This is a genomic window from Halobaculum sp. MBLA0143 (assembly GCF_041361465.1).
In the GTDB taxonomy this organism is placed as follows: Archaea; Halobacteriota; Halobacteria; order Halobacteriales; family Haloferacaceae; genus JAHENP01.
The window spans coordinates 2,121,362-2,140,007 of record NZ_JBGKAC010000001.1 but is presented as its reverse complement, the minus strand read 5'-3'; the positions used below and the strand labels follow the sequence as shown (position 1 = coordinate 2,140,007).

The 18,646-nt window shown below is 69.2% G+C and carries 17 protein-coding genes; 14 read left to right on the top strand and 3 right to left on the bottom strand.

Annotated elements, in window-relative coordinates:
- The first annotated feature begins 179 nt into the window (after positions 1–179).
- The 9 genes from RYH79_RS11075 (at position 180) to RYH79_RS11035 (ending at position 13,215) form a co-directional block, all read left to right on the top strand.
- Positions 180–1,772 carry a S8 family peptidase gene (locus RYH79_RS11075; RefSeq protein WP_370899075.1) on the top strand — a complete coding sequence of 531 codons (1,593 nt, stop codon included), beginning with the start codon at positions 180–182 and terminating at the stop codon, positions 1,770–1,772.
- A 316-nt stretch (positions 1,773–2,088) separates the two neighbouring features.
- Positions 2,089–2,943, top strand: coding sequence for a DUF8172 family protein (locus RYH79_RS11070; protein ID WP_370899073.1), 855 nt, complete (start codon positions 2,089–2,091; stop codon positions 2,941–2,943).
- A 247-nt stretch (positions 2,944–3,190) separates the two neighbouring features.
- The gene (mutS, locus tag RYH79_RS11065; RefSeq protein ID WP_370899071.1) at positions 3,191–5,875 is read left to right on the top strand and encodes a DNA mismatch repair protein MutS; all 2,685 of its coding nucleotides are present in this window, start codon (positions 3,191–3,193) and stop codon (positions 5,873–5,875) included.
- 96 nt (positions 5,876–5,971) lie between these two features.
- A complete protein-coding gene (gene mutL, locus RYH79_RS11060) occupies positions 5,972–8,278 on the top strand; it encodes a DNA mismatch repair endonuclease MutL (RefSeq protein ID WP_370899069.1) in 2,307 nt (768 codons plus the stop codon).
- A 52-nt stretch (positions 8,279–8,330) separates the two neighbouring features.
- A complete protein-coding gene (locus tag RYH79_RS11055) occupies positions 8,331–8,798 on the top strand; it encodes an MGMT family protein (protein WP_370899067.1) in 468 nt (155 codons plus the stop codon).
- A gap of 59 nt (positions 8,799–8,857) precedes the next feature.
- Positions 8,858–10,540: an Hvo_1808 family surface protein gene (locus tag RYH79_RS11050; RefSeq protein ID WP_370899065.1), complete on the top strand. Its 1,683-nt coding sequence runs from the start codon at positions 8,858–8,860 to the stop codon at positions 10,538–10,540.
- A gap of 30 nt (positions 10,541–10,570) precedes the next feature.
- Complete coding sequence (locus RYH79_RS11045; RefSeq protein ID WP_370899063.1) at positions 10,571–11,362, top strand: GHMP family kinase ATP-binding protein; 792 nt, start codon at positions 10,571–10,573, stop codon at positions 11,360–11,362.
- A gap of 39 nt (positions 11,363–11,401) precedes the next feature.
- Entirely contained in the window at positions 11,402–11,977 is a 576-nt protein-coding gene (locus tag RYH79_RS11040) for a cysteine hydrolase family protein (RefSeq protein WP_370899061.1), read from the top strand.
- A 101-nt stretch (positions 11,978–12,078) separates the two neighbouring features.
- Positions 12,079–13,215 carry a sensor histidine kinase gene (locus RYH79_RS11035; protein ID WP_370899059.1) on the top strand — a complete coding sequence of 379 codons (1,137 nt, stop codon included), beginning with the start codon at positions 12,079–12,081 and terminating at the stop codon, positions 13,213–13,215.
- 23 nt (positions 13,216–13,238) lie between these two features.
- Here RYH79_RS11035 and RYH79_RS11030 read toward each other — a convergent pair whose 3' ends face one another.
- A complete protein-coding gene (locus tag RYH79_RS11030; protein WP_370899057.1) occupies positions 13,239–13,451 on the bottom strand; it encodes a hypothetical protein in 213 nt (70 codons plus the stop codon).
- Positions 13,452–13,667: 216 nt separating this feature from the next.
- On the opposite strand from RYH79_RS11030, the gene RYH79_RS11025 reads away from it, so the two are divergent.
- Genes RYH79_RS11025 through RYH79_RS11010 form a run of 4 tightly spaced genes read left to right on the top strand, consistent with a single transcriptional unit; the run spans position 13,668 to position 17,091 of the window.
- A complete protein-coding gene (locus tag RYH79_RS11025) occupies positions 13,668–15,044 on the top strand; it encodes a DUF7093 family protein (RefSeq protein ID WP_370899055.1) in 1,377 nt (458 codons plus the stop codon).
- Between the two features lie 48 nt (positions 15,045–15,092).
- On the top strand, positions 15,093–15,476 hold the full coding sequence (locus tag RYH79_RS11020) for a DUF5611 family protein (protein ID WP_370899053.1): 384 nt from the start codon (positions 15,093–15,095) through the stop codon (positions 15,474–15,476).
- 53 nt (positions 15,477–15,529) lie between these two features.
- Positions 15,530–16,696, top strand: a complete 1,167-nt coding sequence (locus RYH79_RS11015) for a thiolase domain-containing protein (RefSeq protein ID WP_370899051.1) — start codon at positions 15,530–15,532, stop codon at positions 16,694–16,696.
- Entirely contained in the window at positions 16,693–17,091 is a 399-nt protein-coding gene (locus tag RYH79_RS11010; RefSeq protein ID WP_370899049.1) for a Zn-ribbon domain-containing OB-fold protein, read from the top strand. Before RYH79_RS11015 ends, RYH79_RS11010 begins: the two co-directional genes overlap by 4 nt.
- 24 nt (positions 17,092–17,115) lie before the next feature.
- Here RYH79_RS11010 and RYH79_RS11005 read toward each other — a convergent pair whose 3' ends face one another.
- Both RYH79_RS11005 and RYH79_RS11000 read right to left on the bottom strand, forming a co-directional pair.
- Positions 17,116–17,727 (bottom strand): hypothetical protein, encoded by a 612-nt coding sequence (locus RYH79_RS11005; RefSeq protein WP_370899047.1) that lies wholly within the window; start codon positions 17,725–17,727, stop codon positions 17,116–17,118.
- Positions 17,717–18,214: a winged helix-turn-helix domain-containing protein gene (locus RYH79_RS11000; protein ID WP_370899045.1), complete on the bottom strand. Its 498-nt coding sequence runs from the start codon at positions 18,212–18,214 to the stop codon at positions 17,717–17,719. Before RYH79_RS11000 ends, RYH79_RS11005 begins: the two co-directional genes overlap by 11 nt.
- Positions 18,215–18,409: 195 nt before the next feature.
- Between RYH79_RS11000 and RYH79_RS10995 the strand changes: the two genes are divergently transcribed.
- Entirely contained in the window at positions 18,410–18,646 is a 237-nt protein-coding gene (locus RYH79_RS10995; protein WP_370899043.1) for a hypothetical protein, read from the top strand.

Below are 18,646 nucleotides of genomic sequence, written 5' to 3'. Positions count from 1 at the left end.
ACGAGATCAACTCCCAGTCTCCGAAATCGTACGCTTGGGGGACTCTCACACGCGTCTGCGCTACACGGCGCATCGGACGTATTACACGTATCGTCGTGAGATATCCACATCTGTCTCGGTTATATACTGTAGGTAGGCGTAAGTATCAAGTAGGCCCGCCCGAATTGCACGAGCGAAGCATGTCAGACAACGACAGGGGTATGCTACGGCGTGGTTTCCTGAAGACGACGGGTGCCGCTGCAGGGGCGGCGGCAGCCAGCGGCGTCGTCTCGGCGAATCCGAGCGGACGCGAGCTCGGTCCCAAGAAGGACGAGATCGTCGTCGGGGTCTCGGCTTCGCCGGACGTCTCGTCGATGGAGAAGGAGGTCTCGAGTGCGGTGCCGGGCAACGCGGAGGTTGTCCACAAGAACGAACGGCTCCGTTACGTCTCGGTGAAGTTCCCGAGTCGGGCCTCGGAACGGGCCAAGCAGAACTTCATGGAGACGGTCACGAAGAAGAGCGCCGTCAAGTACGCCGAGCGCAACGAGACGTTCGAGGCACAGGCGGCGGTCAACGACCCGCAGGAGCCGAGTCAGCCCTCGCTGGACCTGATCAACGCTCGTGCGGCCTGGGACACGACGTTCGGATCGTCGAACGTCACCTTGGCCGTGATCGACACTGGAGCGCAGTACAGCCACCCGGACCTCGACGGCAACTTCGCCAGTGACCCCGGCAAGGACTTCGCCGACAACGACGGCGACCCGGCGCCGGACGCCACCAACGAGTACCACGGCACACACGTCTCCGGAATCGCCGGTGCCGAGACGGACAACGGCACGGGCGTCGCGGGCGTCAGCCAGTCTCGGCTCATCAACGGTCGCTCGCTGGACGAGTCCGGCAGCGGTTCTCTGACGGACATCGCCGACGCGGTCCAGTGGGCCGCAGACCAGGGCGCAGACGTGATCAACATGTCGCTGGGCGGCGGCGGCTACACGGACACGATGAAGAACGCCGTGAGCTACGCCAACAACGCCGGCTGTACGATCGTCTGTGCCGCCGGGAACGCCTCTCGGAGCTCCGTCGGCTACCCGGCGGCCTACAGCGAGTGTATCGCCGTCTCCGCGGTCGACGCGAACGGCAACCTCGCCTCCTTCACGAACACGGGCAGCGGCGTGGAGGTCGCCGCACCCGGTGTCGACTACCTGTCGACGACGACCACGGGCCGTGGCGAGTACGAGCGTCTGTCGGGCACCTCGATGTCGTCACCGTGCGCGGCGGGTGTCGCCGCGCTGATCATCGACCAGTGGGGGACGGACAACGTCACCACACGTAGCCACCTGAAGGCGACGGCCAACGACACGTCGCTGTCGGACTCGGAGGAGGGCTCCGGGATTGTCGACGCAGAGGCTGCAGTCACGACACAGCCCGGCGACGGCGGCGACGGTGGCGACGGCGGTGGCGGCGGCGGGGGCGACTCCACGACGGCGTCGCTGGACGACTCCCTCTCCAGCTCCTACGACAGCGACTGCTGGACGTACGGGTTCAACTACTCCAGCCCGTCGAAGGTCGTGATCGAGCTGTCCGGCCCGTCGGACGCCGACTTCGACCTGTACGCCAACGACGGCGAGGCGGCCTGTCCGGACTACTACGGCAACGACTACGCCTCCTACACGACGGACAGCCAGGAGTCGATCACTATCGACAACCCGGACACTTCGACGGACCTGTACATCTCCGTCGACTCCTACCAGGGGAGCGGCACCTACACCCTGACGATCACCGAGTACCAGTGAACTGACGCCGTGGCCGGAGGTCCGGCCACGTCCGACGCCCTCGGGCACGACGCCCGTTCTCGGAGTTTCCAGCGGCTCTCGTTCACCCCGCTCGACGCCCGGCAGCGCCACGCTCGGGCGCGGACGCGAGAACACAAGTGCCAAGTCCGTCGCGGCGAGGCAGTCCACCGTCGTGCCGTCCGGGCACCGGGTAGGGGTCCGCGCCCGACGACGGGCGACAGGGCCGGTCCGTCCGTCGCGGGCGGGCCGGCCTACAAAATAGTCCGAGTGTGAGTCTACCCTCGAGTATTTGTATGCCGTAACTAATACCTCAAATATGGCTGTCAGATACCACCACCCAGATAGAAACCACATGTCGATCGATTTTGTCCACCCCGACCGGAGTTCTGTTGAGGCCAAGGCCGACGAACTGGACGAATCCGAGACTGACGTACTGTCGTACGATCTCGACGAGAGAGCGTACGTGTTGTACGCCGGATCAGAGGCCCCAAAGAGCGCCGAGGAAGTCGAAATGGATCCACAGCGGTTAGCTTCCGAGGTCGAAGCCCCGACCCGCACGATTTTGATCAGATCGCTACAAGCGTTCCAGGCTGTCGTCGAAGACAAGCGGATGGAGGAAGACGAACGGTTGCGGGCGTACAAACAGCTGGAACTGGAGGGGGTCGTTGACGCGCTCGATCGCGTAGACTGGGACGGAACAGTGACAGAGATCGGTGGGCGACTGATGTCGAACCTCATTCTTCGTCACCCGTTTCCAAACGCGAACCACCGGACGAGTCTCACGATGCTCGAACGGTACGTCGCCGCCAACGAGCGGGAATTCGACCTGCCGAGAGTGCACACTTCCGATTACGAGTGGAAGGAGTGGGCAGACGAGTACATCAGGAAGTCCAAACGAATCTTGACTGTCAGGCGAAACGCTCCCAGATTCTACCATCTCGACGAACTCGGCTGTGAGACCGTCGTGAGAAAGGGTGGGGTAGAGATCGACCTGGAGCAGTGGGATCTGATGAGAGACCTGAACCGGTCACACGAGAAGTACGCAGAAGACCACGAAGAACTGTGCGAGGAGCTCACCGAGCAGATTCTACAGCGTCAGCAACAGGTCGACCCGGCACAGAGCGGCCTCGGGAGAGCGGAGTTCGCGGGCTACTTAGAACAGTTGAGTTAGTCCTGCAGATCGGAGACAGATCTAGCAACGCGCTCGATCTCGTGGCTGTGGCTGATCTCCCACTCGCGCTCCAGCTCGGAGATTGCCTCTCCTAACTCCATACGTTACGGTACGAGGGCTACGGTATAGGTCTGTCTGTTGTTCACCTCACTGACTGTGACGAAACCAGAGCCCGGCACACCAGACGGGGTGCCCGCCCTCGCCCGTCCCGCAGGACTTTACCCGGCGGTCGGCAGACGAGAGGGGTATGAGCGCTCCCTCCGGAATCGTCGGCGAGTTCATGTCGCTCAAGCGGGAGACAGCGGCGGATCTGTTGGCGATGCAGTGTGGCGACTTCTACGAGTTCTTCGGTGAGGACGCGGAGACGGTGGCGGACGAACTGGACCTGAAGGTGTCACAGAAGTCTTCGCACGGCTCCTCGTACCCGATGGCCGGGGTGCCCGTCGACGACCTGGAGCCGTACGTCCGGTCGTTGGTGGAACGGGGCTACCGCGTCGCAGTCGCGGACCAGTACGAGACGGCCGGCGGCCACGCCCGCGAGATCCAACGGGTGGTGTCGCCCGGCACCGTGATCGACCCGGACGACGCGGCGGCGCGGTACCTCGCGGCCGTCGTCCGGGAGACGGACGGCGACGGCTACGGGCTGGCGTTCGCGGACGTGACCACCGGTCGATTCCGCGCCGGCCGGGTCGCGGACGCGACGGCCGCGACCGCACAGCTCCACCGTTTCGATCCGGTGGAACTCCTGCCCGGCCCGGACGCCCGGACGGACGACCCGGCCGTCGACCGGGCGGACGACGCGACCGTCACGCTCCACGAGACGACGGCGTTCGCCCCCGGGCGGGCGCGTCACCGCCTGCGCGAGCAGTTCGGCGAGACCGCGCTGGACGCCGTCGGACTGGACGCCGAGGCGGCCGTCGCGGCCGCCGGAGCGGTGCTAGCGTACGTGGAGACGACTGGCGTCGGCGTGACGGCGTCGATGACTCGGCTGGGGCCGTTGGACGCCGGCGACCGGGTGACGCTGGACGCGACGACCCGCCGGAACCTGGAGTTGGTCGAGACGATGCAGGGGGACACGGACGGCACGCTCCTGTCCACGGTGGACCACACGGAGACGGCGGCCGGCTCGCGGCTGCTCCGGGAGTGGTTGACGGCGCCCACCCAGGACCGGACGGAGATCCGTCGGCGTCACGACGCCGTCGAGGCGCTGGCGGGAGCAGCGCTGGCCCGCGACCGACTCCGGGAACTGTTGTCCGGCACGGCCGACGTAGCGCGGCTGGCCGCCCGGGCAACCAACGGGAGCGCCGGCCCGCGGGACCTCGTCGCCGTCCGGACGGCGTTGGGGCTCCTCCCGGAGCTGGCGGCGGCGGTCGCCGACACGCCGCTGTCGGACGGGCCGGTGGCGGACGTGTTGGCGCAGCCGGACCAGTCGGCCGCCCGGGAGCTGTACGAGGAGCTGGAGTCCGCACTCGCCGCGGATCCGGACGACCCCGGCGAGGGGGTGATCGCGCCCGGATACGACGAGGAACTAGACGGGGTCGTCGACGACTACGAGGCGGCCAGAGAGTGGTTGGACGAGCTCGCGGACCGAGAGAAGCGCCGGCACGGGCTGAGCCACGTCACGGTCGACCGCAACAAGACGGACGGCTACTACGTTCAGGTGGGGAAGTCGTCGGCCGACGACGTGCCGGAGCACTACCGGGAGATCAAGACGCTGAAGAACTCCAAGCGGTTCGTCACCGACGAGCTGGCAGAGCGGGAACGCGAGGTGCTGCGGCTGGAGGAACGCCGCGAGCAACTGGAGTCGGAGTTGGTGACGGAGGTGCGCGAACGGGTGGCCGAGGCCGCGGAACTGCTCCAGACGGTCGGCCGGACGCTGGCGGAGCTGGACACGCTGGCGGCGCTGGCGACCCACGCCGCCCAGGCGGACTGGGTGCGACCGACGCTGTCGGACGACCGTCGGCTGGCCGTCGAGGGTGGGCGCCACCCGGTCGTCGAGGCGACGACGGAGTTCGTCCCGAACGACCTCCGGATGGACGACGACCGCTCGTTCCTGATCGTCACCGGGCCGAACATGAGCGGCAAGTCGACGTACATGCGCCAGTGTGCGCTGATCGTGTTACTGTCGCAGGCCGGCAGCTTCGTTCCCGCGGACGCCGCGACGCTGCCGGTCGTCGACGGGGTCTACACCCGCGTCGGCGCCTTGGACGAACTGGCACAGGGCCGGTCGACGTTCATGGTGGAGATGCAGGAGCTGTCGAACATCCTCCACTCCGCGACGGCTGACTCGCTGGTCGTGTTAGACGAGGTGGGTCGTGGGACGGCGACGTACGACGGGATCAGTATCGCCTGGGCGGCCACGGAGTACCTCCACAACGAGGTCCGGGCGAAGACGTTGTTCGCCACCCACTACCACGAACTGACGACGCTCGCGGACCACCTCCCCCGGGTCCACAACGTCCACGTTGCCGTCGCGGACGACGACGGCGTGACGTTCCTCCGTCGGGTGCGCGACGGCCCGACGGACCGCTCGTACGGCGTCCACGTCGCGGACCTGGCGGGCGTCCCGGGTCCGGTCGTGGACCGCGCCGACGAGGTGCTGGATCGACTCCGGGCCGAGGAGGCCATCGAGGCTCGTGGCGGGGAGGCGGGTGACGCGAGCGAGGCGGGCGACTCCGAGCCGACACAGGCTGTGTTCGACCTCTCGGCCGGAGAGTTCACCGGCGGGAGCGAGGGCGGTAGTAGCGATGACGGCGCCGACGGCGCCGACGAGGCTGCCGCCGACGATGGCGACGACTCCGACGCTCCAGCCGTCGATCCGGAGACGGAAGCGGTCGTCTCGGAACTGCAGGAGACGGACGTGACGGCGGTGTCGCCGTTGGAGCTGATGTCGCAGGTGCAGGAGTGGCAGGAACGGATCGACGACTCGTGAGCCGGGTCGGGCGTCGCCCGACGCTCGGTGTCGCCGGCCCCTCCGGAGCCTCCGGACCCGACAGAGTGAATCCCACAGCGTGACACGGTCGGGACGATGAGCGAGCGCGACCCCGTCGAGATCACACCCTTGGACGACCGGACGGTCCGGGAGATCGCCGCCGGGGAGGTGGTCGAACGGCCGGCCAGCGTGGTGAAGGAACTCGTCGAGAACAGCTTGGACGCCGGCGCGAGCCGTGTCGCCGTCAGCGTCGCGGACGGCGGCCAGGAGTCGATCCGAGTGCGCGACGACGGCCACGGGATCGCCCGCGACCAGCTCCGGCGGGCGGTCGCGGAACACGCGACGAGCAAGCTCGACGGGATCGGGGAGCTGGACGCCGGGGTCGGCAGCCTGGGTTTCCGCGGGGAGGCGTTGTACACGGTCGGTGCGGTGTCGCGGCTGACGGTGCGGTCGCGGCCGTCGGGCGCGGAGACGGGCGCGGAGGTGGTCGTCGACCACGGCGACACCGGAGAGGTGACGCCGGCGGGCTGTCCGACCGGCACCGTCGTCACGGTGCGGGAGCTGTTCGGCGAGACGCCGGCCCGCCGGAAGTTCCTGAAGACGGCCGCCACGGAGTTCGACCGCGTGAACGCCGTCGTCTCGGCGTACGCCCTGGCCAACCCGGGGGTGGCGGTGTCGTTGGAGCACGACGACCGAGAGGTGTTCGCCACGCCCGGCGACGGCGACCGGCGGTCGGCGGTATTGTCCGTCTACGGTCGCGAGGTGGCGGAGTCGATGCTGTCCGTGTCGGGGGCGCGGTCGGTGACGGTCGCGGGGACGGACGCCGAGGTCCGGGTGACCGGGCTCGTGTCGGAGCCGGAGACGACCCGGGCGAGCCGGTCGTACGTGACGACGTTCGTCGACGGGCGGTGGATCAGAGACGGCCAACTCCGTCGGGCGGTCGTGGACGCGTACGACGGGCAGTTGGCGGCGGACCGGTACCCGTTCGCCGTGTTGTCCGTCTCCGTCCCGCCGGCGGCCGTCGACGTGAACGTCCACCCACGGAAGACCGAGGTGCGATTCGACGACGACGCGGCCGTCGTGGAGACGGTCCGGGAGACCGTCCGCGAGGGACTGCTGTCTGCGGGGCTCCTCCGGACGAGCGCGCCACGCGGACGGTCCGCGCCCGAAGAGACGGAGCTGGACCCGGCGGTGCTGGGCGGGGCGGGTCACGGACCGACGCCGGGCGAGGGTGACGACACTAGCGACGCCTCGCCGAGCGACACCGACGACGCCACACCGACCGGTACCGACGACGCCTCACCGAGTGAGGACAGCGACACGGCGTCGGGCCCGACGGACGCCGACACCGACACCGACACCGACGCGGCTGCGGAGACCGACACGCCGCGCGACGATACCACAGACGACTCCATGGGGGCGGCCGACGACGAGACGGCGACGACCACAGACGAGGTGTTGTCGGCGTGGGGGGCGACGGAGTCGGAGGACGACGCGGACCCAGCCGACGGGAACGAGGCGGGGACGACGGACGCGAGAGGCCCAGCCGACGGGAACGAGACGGGGACGACGGACACGGGGGACCCAGCCGACGACTCGGGGGACCCGGCGAGTCCACACGACCCACACGACGACGAGTCGGCAGCGACGGCGAGCGAGGCGGCGACTGCGGGCGACGCCCCGACCCCGCGGGACTGGCAGGCGTCGGCGGCGGGCCAGCGGACACTGGACGGCGGGCGGACGGACGACTGGCGGGACCACGACAGTCTGCCGTCGCTGCGGGTGTTGGGGCAGTACGACGACACGTACGTCGTCTGCGAGACGGCCGCGGGGTTGGTGCTCGTCGACCAGCACGCGGCCGACGAACGGGTGAACTACGAACGGCTGCGGCGAGCGGCGGGGCTGGCGGACGGGGACGACCCGGCGGTCCAGGCGCTGGCGGAACCGGTGACGGTGTCGGTGACGGCCCGGGAGGCGGCGTTGTTCGACGCCTTCCGAGAGGCGCTGACGGCCGCAGGGTTCCGGGCGGAGTCGGTCGACGACCCGTCGGCGGACCGTGCGGTCGCGGTGACGGCCGTGCCGGCGGTGTTCGACGCCGCCTTGGACCCGGAGTTGTTGCGAGACACGCTCGTCTCGTTCGCAGAGGACGTTGCGACCCACGACCGACCGACGGCCGACGCCGCAGACGACCTGTTGGCGGACCTGGCGTGTTACCCCTCGATCACCGGCGCGACGTCGCTGACGGAGGGGTCGGTCGCGGCGTTGTTGTCCGCGCTGGACGAGTGTGAGAACCCGTACGCCTGCCCGCACGGCCGGCCGGTGCTCGTTCGGTTCGACGCGACGGAGATCGACGACCGGTTCGAACGCGACTACCCCGGCCACGACGACCGGCGGGAACGGTGAGCGCCACCACCGTGCCGTCGCGGTCAAGTGGCTCCCGCCCCGACTCTCGCTCGTGACACTGACAGCCGACGACACTGGGGTGTACGCGCGACACAGCGAGCGACTGGGCCGGTACGTCGAGGTCGGGACGGCCAGCGGACAGGTGGTTTCGGTGTCGTTCCCGGAGACGGCGCCGGGGGACGCGGCCGACGACGGGGCGGTTCTCTCTCGGGTGTTCGAGTATCTCGACGGCGAGGCAGACGAGTTCCAGGACATCGCCGTCGCGCTCACGGTGCCGACGGACCACCGGACGGTGTTGGAGGCGACCCGGAACGTGCCGTACGGGCGGTCCGTCGGGGCGCGGCGGGTGGCGCGGATGGCCGCCGGAATCGACCCGGACGACGACGAGGACGTGCGGACGGTCCAGTCGGCGCTGCGGGAGAACCCGGTGCCGGTGTTCGTCCCGGACCACCGCGTGGAGACGAGCGGCGCGACGCCCGGACCGGTCGCCGACCGACTGCGTGAGATGGAGGGTATCTGACACCCGTTGTCAGTGCACGAACAGGCAAGGCTCTTGTTACCGGACGACGATCCATCCGTATGCGATGGCTCGTGCCGTTGTTCGTCGTGGCCCTGGTCGGGGTGGCGCTCGCTCCGGCGGCCGCGGCGGCCCCGGCAGACGACGCGACAGTCGAGACGGCCGACGACGCGACAGTCGAGACGGCCGACGACGCGACAGTCGAGACGGCCGACGACGTACGGCCCGACCCGGCGAACGACACGCTCGGGTGGGAGGACGGCTACTGGTACGACGACCCCCTACCTGCGGTCGATCCGACCGACGGGCTCAACCAGACGGAACTGGACAAGGTCGTCGCCCGGTCGATGGCCCGTGTCGAGCACATCAGAGAAGTGGAGTTCGAGAAGACGGTGCCGGTCTCGCTCATCGACCGGGACACGTTCAAACAACGGTACGCCTCCGGCGACGGCGGGGGCGTGCCGCCCGCCTACCGAGCGTTCGACAACGCAAAGTGGGAGGCGATCTTCGCAATCAACGAGTCGGCCGACTCGATCGCGGTCGCCAACCGGAACCGTGGCGCGACGGTCGGGGGGTTCTACAGCCCCAGCGAGGATCGGATCGTCGTGGTCAGCGACAACACGGAGACGCCACAGCTCAGCGAGGTGACGCTGTCACAGGAGCTGTTCCACGCGCTCCAGGATCAACGGTTCGGCTACGACGCGCTGAACTACGCCACCCGTGAAGGGCACAACACCGCCGACGGCGTCGTGGAGGGTGACGGCAACTACGTCGACAGCCTGTACAGCCAACAGTGTGAAGAAGAGTGGAACTGTCTCACCGACACCGGCGGCGAGGACAGCAGCGGCGGCGGCACGTCGATCAACTTCGGACGGTACTTCGTGACGTTCCAGCCGTACTCGGACGGCCCGAAGTACGTGAAGGCGGTCCGCGAGCGCGGCGGCTGGGAGGCGGTCAACGCCCTGTACGACAACCCGCCGGTCTCCTCGGCGGCAGTTGCCGAGGTGGACCTGGACGAGACGCAGCCACAGACGGTGACGATCGAGGATCAGACGGCCGGCGACTGGCAGCGTGTCGAGGTGAACGGCCGGCCGAGCTACGCGAAGCTGGGACAGCCGGGCGTGGCGGCGATGTTCGTTCGGCCGTTGTACAACGACGCGAACCCGGACACGTGGGTGGTCGACCCCCGGAACTGGCTCAACCGGACCGAGACCGGTGAGCTCGCGGACGACCCGCTGAACTACTCCGTGTCCGTCGCGGACGGCTGGGACGGCGACCGGCTCCACGTCTACCGAAACGCCGACAACGAGACCGGCTACGTCTGGCGGATCGCCTGGGAGTCGGAGGCGGACGCCCGGGAGTTCGTCGACGGCTACCGGCAGCTGTTGGGCCACTACGGCGGTGACCAGGTCGGGGACGACACCTACGTGATCCCCGACTCCGGGTTCGCGGACGCCTTCCAGATCCGTCGGTCCGGCGACACCGTGACGATCGTCAACGCGCCGACGTTGGACGACCTGACGCAGGTCCGCACGTCGGCGTCGTCGGTGTCGACGGCGACGGAGGCGACGCCGACGCCGGGCCGGACGGCGTCGCCGACCCCGGCTGTCGGCGACTCGCCGACGCCGACCCCGACGGCGACCGCGGGCGAGGAGACGGCGACCCGGACGCCCGGGTTCGGCGCAGTGGTCGCGCTCGTGGCACTGCTGGCGGCCGCCGGGCTGGCGCGGCGGCGGGACCCGTAGGCTTACCACGGCCCCCGTCGGAGTCGTGGTGTGACACGGACCGCGACCGCACACGCCCCCGGGAGCGTCACGCTCGCGTTCGCGCCCACACGGGACGGCCAGGGGTCGCGCGGCATCTCTCTCACCACGGCAGACGGCGTCGAGGCGGAGGTCCGACCGGCAGACGACACCCGCGTCTGGCTCGACGGTGAAGCGACGGCCTTCGAACCGGTCGAGGGTGTGTTGGAACGGCTGGGTGTCGCGGCGGCCGTCGAGCTGACGGCGGCGACGCCGGTCGGCGCCGGCTTCGGTGCCAGCGGCGCGGCGACGCTTGCGACGGCGCTGGCGGCGAACGCAGCGTTCGACCTCGGCCGCGACCGGTCGGCGCTCGTCGAGGCGGCTGCCCGCGCCGAGGTGGCCGCCGGCACGGGGCTGGGCGACGTGTTCGTCCAGAACCGGGGCGGGCTCGTGTACGACACCGGCGACGGGCGGCGCCGTCGGGCCCGGACGGGTGATCTCCAGTACGTCTCACACGGCGGGATCACGACGGCGGACGTGTTGGGCGACGAGGCGGCGATGGAGCGGGTGCGGGCGGCGGCGACGGACGCCTTCGCCGCGTTCGACCCGTCGGCGTCGCTGTCGACGCTGTTGTCGGTCGGGCGGACGTTCACTGACCGGACGGGACTGGCGACCGACCGAGTGCAGGAGACGTTCGAACGGGTGGCGGCGGCCGGGGGAACGGCGACGGCGGCGATGGTGGGGGAGACGGTGGTGGCGACCGGTGCCGGCGACACCCTCCCGAACGCCACACGGCTGACGGACACGGGCGCACGACTCCGGTGACGCGGCCGGATTTTTGTCCGTGGCCGCCGAACGTCCGGCATGGAGTTCGATCCGGCCGAGACGGCCCTCCTGGTGGTGGACGTACAGAACGGGTTCTGTCACCCGGACGGGAGCCTCCACGCCCCGCACAGCGAGGCGGTCGTGGAGCCGGTCGTCGCGCTGGCCGAGCGGGCGGGCGACGCCGGCGTCCCAGTCGTGTACACTCGGGACGTCCACCCGCCGGGACAGTTCGACGGCAACCACTACTACGACGAGTTCGAGCGCTGGGGTGACCACGTCGTCGAGGGGTCGTGGGACGCACAGCTGGTCGACGACCTCCCGACGGAGTCGGCCGCCCACGTCGTGGAGAAGCACACGTACGACGCCTTCTACGAGACGGAGTTGGACGGCTGGCTGTCGGCTCGCGGTGTGCGTGACCTGGTGATCTGCGGCACGCTCGCCAACGTGTGTGTCCTCCACACCGCCGGGTCGGCGGGACTGCGCGACTACCGCCCGGTCGTCGTGGAAGACGCCCTGGGCTACATCCAGCCGGACCACCGAGAGTACGCCGTCGACCACGCCGACTGGCTGTTCGGCGAGACGGTCGGCCGTGAGAGCGTCTCGTTCGCCGAGTAACCCGCCGAACCGGTATCGTTCCCGACACATCGTGAAGTTACTACTCTAGTATCTGGTAACAAACAAAAGAACGAAGACGCGGTGATCGTATGCCCTAGTCGATGGACAGTGCGGCGCGGCGTGCGGCGGGGACGGTCACGGTGCTGGCTACGGGTGTAGCTGCGGCCGTGGCCCAGACGGCGGTGTTTCCGACGACGGTGCTGGGGCCGTGGCGGCTGGCCGGGCTGGCGTTTCCGGCGGCGGTCGCCGGAGGGGTCCTGGTGGTGGGGCGGCTACGCGGAGAGCTGACCCGGACGGTCGGCCGGCTGTTGTTCGGCGGCGCCGGGCTCGTGTACGTCGGCGCGATCGGGCAGGCGTTGGGACCGGTCGTCGCCCGTCCGCCTCCGGTCGATCTGTTGACGACGACGGTGCCGTTGGCGACCGGCTGTGTGGGCGTGGCCGCGGCCGTCGCCAGGTGGGTCGCCGTCGACAGACGACGGGCGGCTGCGCTCGTCGACCGGGAACGACGAGCGGCCGCACAGCGGGCGGAGTTGGAGCGACAGGCCGACCGGATGGAGTCGTTCGCGGGAGTCGTGAGCCACGACCTCCGGAACCCGTTGGAGGTGGCGCGCGCCAACCTGGACGTGGCGGCAGAGAACGGCGATCTCGACCGGTTGGACGCGGTCGTGGACTCCTTAGACCGGATGGAGCAGATCATCGGCGACGCGTTGGCGCTGGCTCGGATCGGCCCGGCGGCCGTCGAGACCGGGCGGGTGCGACTCGCCGACAGCGTCCGGACGGCCTGGGACGGGGTCGCCACGGAGGAGGCGACGCTGGAGCTGACGGTGCAGCCGGGGACCGTGATCGTGGCCGACGAGACGTACCTCCGACGACTGCTCGAGAACCTGTTTCGCAACGCCGTCGACCACGCCGGCCCGGCGCCGACGGTGACGGTGGCGGCTACGGACGACGGCTTCCGCGTGGACGACGACGGCCCGGGGGTGCCGCCGGAGCGGCGCGACGAGGTGACGGAGGCTGGCCTCACGACGGCCAACGACGGCACGGGGTTCGGGCTGAGCATCGTCGACCGAATCGCGGCCGCTCACGGCTGGCGGCTGACGGTCGGGGAGTCGACGACCGGCGGCGCTCGGTTCGCGTTCGACCGCGTCGAGGTGTCCGAGACGGGGAGTGTCGACGGCGGCGAACTGGCGACCGCAGACGGGAGCGGCGACTGGGCCGGTGGCGTCAGAGAGGAGTGAGTGCCTCGGGAGCGGATCGTCGACTACGACTCGTACTGGAGTTCACCGCCGGCCAGCCACAGTTTGACGGAGGTACCACACTCTGGGCAGGCGTACGCGACCGGGGCGCCGAACACTCGCGGGTCGGTGCGCTCGAACCGCTCGCCACAGCCCCGACAGTCGATCTCTGCGGTGTCGTCGACAGTCGGGCTGTCGGTCGTCGTCCGAACGAACGTCGCTGGGGAGTTTGAGCTCATAGTTTGTGGCCGCGTTTGCCGCGGGCACCAGAACGTAGGGACGGCTCTATCCTAAGTGTTGTGGCAATTGTTACCACAACAGATCCGTCGGCAGCCGCCGGGGGGTCGCCGTCGGCCTTCGGGAGCGTCGTCGCGGCCGAGCCCGGCAGTTTCGGCGTCTGTCGGGCGTCAGACGTGAGGGAACGCTTTTAGGTCGGGGATGGGTTTCTACGGGTAATGGGACTCAGGTGTCTGCTCGGGCACGACTACGGGGACACCCGAACCGAGCGCGAAGAGGAGGAACGGGGCGACGAGATCGTCGTCACCGAGACGGAGATCGAGGAGTGTACGCGGTGTGGTGACACGCGGGTCGTCTCCGAGAACACCGAGGTGCGGAGCCTGGCGAACGCCGAGAGCACGGAGCCGTCCACCGACGAGCCGGAGTCCGACGAACAGGAGCCGCCGGAGCCGACGGACGCCGCGCCCCCGGAGGACGTGGAGGTCGTGATCGACGACGCGGAGTCGGACACGGGGGGGTTCGACGGACCGGCGGCGTCGACGGGCGACCGGAGCGTCGAGACGGACCTGCCGACGACGGACGACGCGGAGATCATCGACGGCGACGACCCGACGCCGTCCGAGTCGGCCACCGAACCAGAGCGGGACCCGAGGGAGTGGCCGGACAGTGACGCCACACACCCGGAGGACGCGCCCGGTGCGGACAACACACCCACGCCGACGGACCCCCGTGGGACGGGCGACGACTCCGAGGAGTCGACGGGGATCGTGGACGCGGACGCCCAGCAGACAGACGACTCGGCGGAGACCGTAGACGCAGACACCCGAGAGACAGACGACCCGGCGGAGACCGTAGACGCAGACACCCGAGAGACAGACGACCCGGCGGAGATCGTGGACGCGGATGCGCGCGAAGCCGACGACCCGGCAGAGACCGTAGACGCAGACACCCGAGAGGCAGACGACCCAGCGGAGATCGTGGACGCAGACGCCCGAGAGGCAGACGACCCGGCAGAGACCGTAGACGCGGGCGAGGAGACGCCGGACGGCGAGGGGTCGGTCGTCGACGACGCGGAGATCGTGGAGGGTCCGGGCGGCGAGGACGCGGAGATCGTCGACGAGACCCACTCGGCGGAGAGTCCGGCCGCCCGGGAGGCGCGCAGCGACGTGGTGGAGGGGGTGACGGACGATCCGCCGACGCCGACGGACGACGCGGAGATCGTCGACGGCGACGACGACGCCTGGCCGAGTCACGACGCGGACGACGGGGGGTACGACGCCCAGCCGGACGACTCCGCGAGCGACGTCTCCGTCGACGGGATGCAGCCGTCCGTCGACCCGGAGTCGCTCGTCGACGACGAGGACACGGAGTTCGTGACGTCGGAGCCGACGACGACCGGGCCGGTGACGAACGGCACCGACCCGGGGGGGGAGGCGACCGGGATCGACCTCTCGACCACTCGCGACGAACCGGTGGGAGAGTACTTCTGTCCGGACTGCGGCCACGCGGAGCCGGTCGGAGCGTCGTCGATGCGGAAGGGAGACATCTGCCCGGAGTGTATGCGCGGTTACATCGACGAGCGGCCCACAGAGTAACGACCGTCTGACGAAACTGCTAACAACGCCCCAGTCGAACGGCGGATCATGAAGGAGTACAAGATGCGTCGTGGGGAGTACCTGGAAGACCGGATGCCGGACCTCCAGGGGGAAATCGAGGAGTACTTCGGCGAGGTGACGGGGACGGAGGCAGTGAACGGGCACGAACTGTACGTCGTCGAGGACCCGGACAATCCGGTGTTCGAACGGATCGTCGCCGGCGCGGCGGCGTACGGCGGCAAGAAGGACCGACTGGCCGTCCACTTCGAGGAGCGCGACGCCGAGGACGTGATCGCGGAGGGGAACGCCGAGGCGGCCTCCGACGCGGTCGAGGTGAAGAACGACTTCTTGGAGGCGGCGACCGGGCGGGACGCCAAGTCGCGGCGCGACTCGATGAAGCGGGCGGTCGAAGACGACGCGCCCGACGTGTAGTCGGGTCGTGGACTCCGGCAGTATTTTACTGGCACCTCTCCGTAGCCACGCACATGACTGCTGTACGAGTGGCTGGCGTCGGCCTGACGAAGTTCGGGGAACACCCGGGCCGAACCGGCCGAGACCTGTTCGCCGAGGCCGCGGACACGGCACTGCGGGACGCCGGCGTCGAGCGCGAGACGGTCGAACAGCTCAACTACGGCAACTTCATGGGGACACTCGCGGAGCGGCAGGGCCACCAGGCCCCGCTGATGGCCGAGGCGGCTGGACTGCGGTGTCCGGCGACGCGCTACGAGGAGGCGTGTGCCAGTGCCGGGGTCGCCGTCCGGGAGGCGGTGCGCGCGGTGCGGTCCGGCGAAGTGGACGTGGCCGTCGCCGGCGGGATGGAGCGGATGACGAACCTCTCGACGCCGAAGGTGACGGAGTCGCTGGCGGTCGCGGCCGACGAACTGTTCGAGGTGCGGGCGGGAGTGACGTTCCCGGGAGCGTACGCGCTGATGGCGCGGCGGTACTTCGACCGGTTCGGGGGTGACCCGGAGGACCTGGCACACGTCGCGGTCAAGAACCACGCGAACGCCGTCGACAACGAGTTCGCTCAGTACCAACGGGAGATCGACGTCGAGGAGGCGTTGGACGCCCCGGAGATCGCGTCGCCGCTGGGGTTGTTCGACGCCTGTCCGATCACGGACGGCGCCAGCGCGATCGTCCTGATCTCGGAGTCGTTCGCGTCCGAGGCGGACGTGACGGCGCCGGTGGCGATCACCGGCACGGGGCAGGGCTCCGACCGGGCAGCGCTCCAGGACCGGGACGCCATCGCGGAGACCCCGGCGGCTCGGCGGGCGGCGGAGACGGCGTACGACGACGCCGGAGTCGCGGCCGACGACGTCGCCGTCGCGGAGGTCCACGACTGTTTCACCATCGCCGAGGTGTTGGCGCTGGAGTCGCTCGGACTGTACGAGACGGGTGAGGCCGTCGGAGCGGCCCGCCGCGGGGAGACGACCGCCGACGGGGCGCTCCCGGTCAACCTCTCGGGGGGACTGAAGGCGAAGGGTCACCCGGTCGGCGCGACCGGCGGGTCACAGATCGCAGAGCTGACACGCTTGCTCCGGGGCGACCACCCCAACAGCGACGCCGTCCCGGACGCGGAGGTCGGCGTCGCGCACAACGCCGGCGGGACGGTCGCGAGTGCCGTCGTCCACGTGCTGGAGGTGGCGAAATGAGCGGCGACCCCGTGCCCGGTGTCGACGAGGGGTACGACGAGTGGGCCGACGCGCTCGCGGACGACGCCTTCTACCTGGAGTGTCACGAGGGCCACGGCTCGCTGCCCCCCCGTCGGGTGTGCCCGGAGTGTGGCTCCGACTCGCTGTCGGAGAAGTCGCTCCCGTTGGTCGGCGAGGTGCTCACGTTCTCGGAGGTCCACGTCGCGCCGCCGGACTTCGCGGACGACACGCCGTACGTCACAGCCGTCGTCGACTTCGGTCCGGTCCGACTCACCGGGGTCGTCCGCGGCATCGACAACGACGACGTGGAGATCGGCACGGACGTGGAAGTGGACGTGACACAGAATCGGACGACCGGGAAACGGCTGATCGTGTTCCGGCCGCGAGAGCAGTGAGCGGGGGCCCGACGAGAGCCGGGATCAGAACCGTAGCTCGACGGCGTACTCCGAGGGATCGCCGTCGGTGTCGACCGCGAGGGCGTGTTCGACGAAGCGTTTGCCGCTCGCTCCCGCGGCAATCGCCACGTCCGTTCGCGTGTCGAGTGTCTGGAGATCGAACCCGTCGGCGTACGGGAGAAGGTTCGTGTACGAGGAGAATCGCGTCGGGAGTCCGTCGTCCGTCCGGTCGAACTCGACATCGACGAGCGAGACGGTCGCGTGGTCTGCGAGCCGAAACTCGATCTCGTGGAGCGTGTCCGCGTCCGCTCGACCGAGGACGATCTCGCCTACAGCCTCGGGCGTCGGCTCTGTCCCGTCTCCTCGGGTCGACTCGACGAGCCGCTCCCGCTCGGACTCCCCGAGCCTCCCCCCGAGCGCGCGTGTCACAGTGAACGGGTACGCGACGGTCACGGCCGGTACGCCCGTGTGGAACGTGAGGTAGAAGCTCGCGTACTCCGTGGAGACGTAGAGGTAGAACTCTTCGGCGTCGGGCCGCTCTGCTGGTCCGTCGAACTCTTCGACCTCGTAGCCGACTCGTTCGTACTTCTCGGCGATCTCCGCGGCCACAGCTTCGATCCGTCGATCAGTCGGCATTCAGGACCCCCGGATCTGGTGCTGTCTCCGCAACCCTGCGGCCGCTCCCGCTCCCGTCGTCGTCCGCGTTGTCGACCCGCTCGTGTGGCGGCGTCTCGTGGACCCGTTCGTCCGCGGCCCCGGCGCGAACGGCGCCAACGGCGGCGTTCAGCTCTTCCAGTTCCCGCAAGACCACGCTGTCGTCGACGATCCGGTACGTTGTCCCGTCGACTGCCTCGACAACGCCGCGGTCGACGAGAACGCCGAGGTGGTCCCGGACGGCCTGCGGCGTAATTCCGGCGCGCTCGGAGATCGTTCCAGTAGTGAACTCGTGACCCGGCGGCGAGTCGAGGATCGCGTCGATCAACAGCGCCCGCGCCGGCGTCATCGACAGTTCCAGCCAACCGCTGGGATGCTCCCGACGCATCCGTTTGATCTCGTCCAGGCCGGGGCGTTCCCCAAGGTCAGTTTGGGTCTCGGTCGGTCGATCCTCACTCTCGTCAGTCATGCGTGCCTGATGTTCGCCGTTGTAGTACAAAAGCGCCTGGGACGCAAATCTGTTTGGGTAAGGCGGAGGTTTATAACCGATGGCGCAGAGAAAGGGTCTATGTGACGAATGATAAACCAACGTATGCCTGTCAGCTCATCTCCGTGCTAGTCTCTCGTCACTGCTGGGGGGCCCCCGATCTCGCGCGACGCAGCGGTGAACTTCGCTGCTGTGCCCAGCCACGATCTCGACCGGGCCAAAGACGACTTCGAGACGCTCCGCACGTCGGAGGCGTACCCGTTCGTCGGCAACAGGGGGCCGGAACAAGCAGACTTGAAGACCGACGAGTTCGGCGCGTTGGCACAATTCCTGTACGACACCTGCGACTGGGAACGCTGGAAGATCGAATCGAAGCTCAAACACTTCGAGACGGACGAGTTCGCCTTCGACTGA